This window comes from Porphyromonas sp. COT-290 OH3588, assembly GCF_000769075.1.
GTDB lineage: Bacteria > Bacteroidota > Bacteroidia > Bacteroidales > Porphyromonadaceae > Porphyromonas.
Genome location: NZ_JRFC01000001.1, coordinates 1 through 3,038 on the forward strand (window position 1 = coordinate 1; position 3,038 = coordinate 3,038).

2 protein-coding genes and 1 pseudogene are annotated in these 3,038 nt (G+C 46.5%); all 3 read left to right on the forward strand.

Translation table 11 applies throughout. The features are described 5' to 3' along the window. Positions 1–293: 293 nt before the first annotated feature. A pseudogene (locus HQ48_RS09115) lies at positions 294–798 on the forward strand (transposase); the annotation flags it as partial. A 229-nt stretch (positions 799–1,027) separates the two neighbouring features. Continuing rightward, a complete protein-coding gene (locus HQ48_RS00010) occupies positions 1,028–2,296 on the forward strand; it encodes a regulatory iron-sulfur-containing complex subunit RicT (RefSeq protein WP_052408883.1) in 1,269 nt (422 codons plus the stop codon). Between the two features lie 7 nt (positions 2,297–2,303). Continuing rightward, a complete protein-coding gene (locus tag HQ48_RS00015) occupies positions 2,304–2,774 on the forward strand; it encodes a hypothetical protein (protein ID WP_044187783.1) in 471 nt (156 codons plus the stop codon). Positions 2,775–3,038: the final 264 nt, after the last annotated feature.

Genomic DNA, 3,038 nt, shown 5'->3' on the forward strand with positions numbered 1-3,038 from the left:
GTGTCAAATAAGCGTAAAATCCCCATCCCTGAGGGAAATATCCCTCAGGGATGGGGATAGGGGGATAGTATTCAAGGCTCCCAAAGCCGCTCAAACACGCAAAAAACATCGAGAAAGATACAAGAAACTTTGAGCGGTGCATTGCGCAATAGTTTCTTGTAGGAAGCTCGGAGCTTGTTCGGTTGGTTTAGTTGCCATGTCGATACAATTAATTACATATTAAAGATATTAATAATCAGAGATATATACAACGTTTCTAGCCGAAAAGAGGCAAAATGCCGTGCAACGGTCTCAAGAAGTACGAATTTGGCAACAAGGTCTCCATCATCCGCTCGGCTACGGGAATCATTCTTGGCGCACAATCTTTTCTTAATGAGTATGATGGACACACGATAGAAGCATCGTTGGCGCAAGTTGAACGTCTCACCCAGAGAAAGATCAAAATATTAGCGGGCGACAGGGGTTATCGGGGAAAGAAAGAGATTAATGGCACTCAGATTTTAATTCCAGATAGCCCCACAAGCCCTCAGGTAGCAGGTATCAGAAGAGGAAGAAGCATAGACTATTCTGCAAGCGAGCAGGCATAGAACCTACCATTGGAGACTTGAAATCAGATCATCGTTTAGGTCGCAACTTTTAGAAGGGATTGACAGGGGATGCTGTGAACATACTATTGGCAGTAGCTGCTTATAACTTCAAAAGAGCGATGAGAGCTTTTTACACCTGCTCAAAATAATAAGCGAAAAGCTAAGCGAGAGACCATCGATGAATGACTTCTCACTTGCCAATGCTTTTTAAGGGGTGACTAGATAGGGTAGTAAGGTGTCGATTGGTAAGAGGAAGCATAAAGACTTGGCAACTTCCGCCCCGGATATTCTTTGTCCAAAAATCGTGTGTCGCTTTGAGTAGGCTAGGGTAGGCCCCTTAGGTTCTAAAATTAAATAAATACCTTTGCTTTATATTTGGACTACGATAATTATTATAGATGATATATAAAACAACGACGGCCAATAGGGGGTGTTGTGGTATGACATCCAAAGGCTGCAAGGGCTGCTGCTCCAAGAAGCAAAGCAGCTACGACTGGCTCAGCGATATCCCAGAGGCTATACGCTCGTGCGATATTGTTGAGGTACAATTTAAGAATACTCGTAAGGGGTACTACGTTAATGCTCAGGGCTTGGAGCTCAAGAAGGGCGACCTCGTAGCGGTAGAGGCCTCTCCTGGACATGATATAGGTGAAGTTACGCTCGTAGGTAAGCTCGTCGAGCTTGCCATGAAGAAGCATCGCTATCGCCCTGAAAAAGGTGTGATGCCGCAGATCTATCGCATAGCCAAGCCTGCGGACTTGGAGAAATGGGAGGAGGCGAAAGTAAGAGAGCATCAGACTATGATACAAACTAGACAGATTGCCGCAGATCTAGGACTAGAGATGAAGATTGGTGATGTGGAGTATCAAGGAGATGGCAATAAAGCTATCTTCTACTACATAGCAGATGGGCGTGTGGACTTTAGGCAACTTATTCGTGTGCTGGCGGATACTTTCCATATCAGAGTAGAGATGAAGCAGATTGGTGCTCGGCAGGAGGCTGGCCGTATCGGAGGGATTGGCCCTTGTGGTCGTGAGTTGTGTTGTTCTAGCTGGATGAGTACATTCGTTTCGGTCAATACCAGTGCAGCCCGTGTACAAGATTTATCCCTCAATCCTCAGAAACTTACGGGGCTCTGTGGCAAACTCAAGTGCTGTATGAACTATGAGGTGCAGGCCTATACCGAGGCTCAGCGTTCGCTCCCTAGCCGTGAGATCGTGCTAGAAACGAAACGTGCTTCTTACCACCACTTCAAAACGGATAGCTTTCAGAGGCAGATTACCTACAGTACAGTTGCTAACCACCCCGTAGGGCTCGTCACTATATCTGCCCAGAGAGCCTTTGAGGTTATCTCTATGAATAAGCAAGGGGAGAGGCCAGATACATTAGAGTTCAATAATGAGCGAGAGAAACCTCAATCTAAGCCTCTAGATATCCTCTCGGACAATAGCCTTACACGCTTCGACAAGAAAGGCAATAGTAATGGGCACAAGAACGGTAGTCGTCGCCCTAAAAATCGAGAGAGTGTGTATACTGGCAGGCGCAGAGAGGGTGGGTCACGAGAGCACACATCGGCTCGACCTAATGCAGAGCAGAGGCTAGGCGAGCGTGTTCGTCCTCAGGGTGAGCGCAGGTGTGGGCAAAGTGGTCGCCAGTCCTCTCATGGTAGGCCTAGCTCTGGCCTCATGGGTGCATCTCAAGAAGAATAGCAAACTTATGCAAGGTAAGAGTGTGTTCGGGGTTAGTTGTTGTCTTTTACTACTCGGGCTAGGTAGTTCGTGTATAGAGCAACAAAGCGAACAGGATAGCTCGATTTACTGGCAAAAGTTTGACCTGTCGGGGATACAGATTGATTTTTTCGTGCCTCGAGGCAGGGCATCCTATGTTGTCACTCTTGCCGCACGGATAGACAATCGTCAGGACAGTTTGGAGTTGCCTCTTCGAGTGCGTATGGAGAATGCATACGGGCTGTATCTCATTGATACGGTCGTGTTGAGGCTGCCAGACCTTAGAGCTTCTCGTGTGCGCTCAAGCGTGGCGATGAGGGAGATGAATACAAGGCTCGATCTCATATGTCAGCTACCTATGGCAGGCTTGTATTCCTGCGTAGTCGAGCCTTTGCAAGCGCCCGATGCCATGGGCTTAGTAGCTGTGGGGTTAGAGCTCACAGAGGTAACCCACCCATAGTTAGTGTATGTTGTCAAACAAAAGTGCACTGGTAGGGGACTAAATTAGTTCGGAAATAGCGTGTAACTTTAGAGAACAAAAAACAGAGATTATGGCAACAGAGACAAAGAAGGGTAAACGGGCTAAATCTACTAGCTCAGAGTCTCACTACTCAAAGATGAAACCATTGCACGGCATTTTGCCTGTTTTCGGTTAGAAACGTTGTATATATCTCTGATTATTACTATCTTTAATATGTAATTAACTGTATCGACATGGCAACTA

Bases quoted from the DNA above. Each gene is read 5' to 3' on its own strand.
- HQ48_RS00010 (WP_052408883.1), top strand. From the start codon at position 1,028: ATGACATCCAAAGGCTGCAAGGGCTGCTGCTCCAAGAAGCAAAGCAGC.
- HQ48_RS00015 (WP_044187783.1), top strand. From the start codon at position 2,304: ATGCAAGGTAAGAGTGTGTTCGGGGTTAGTTGTTGTCTTTTACTACTC.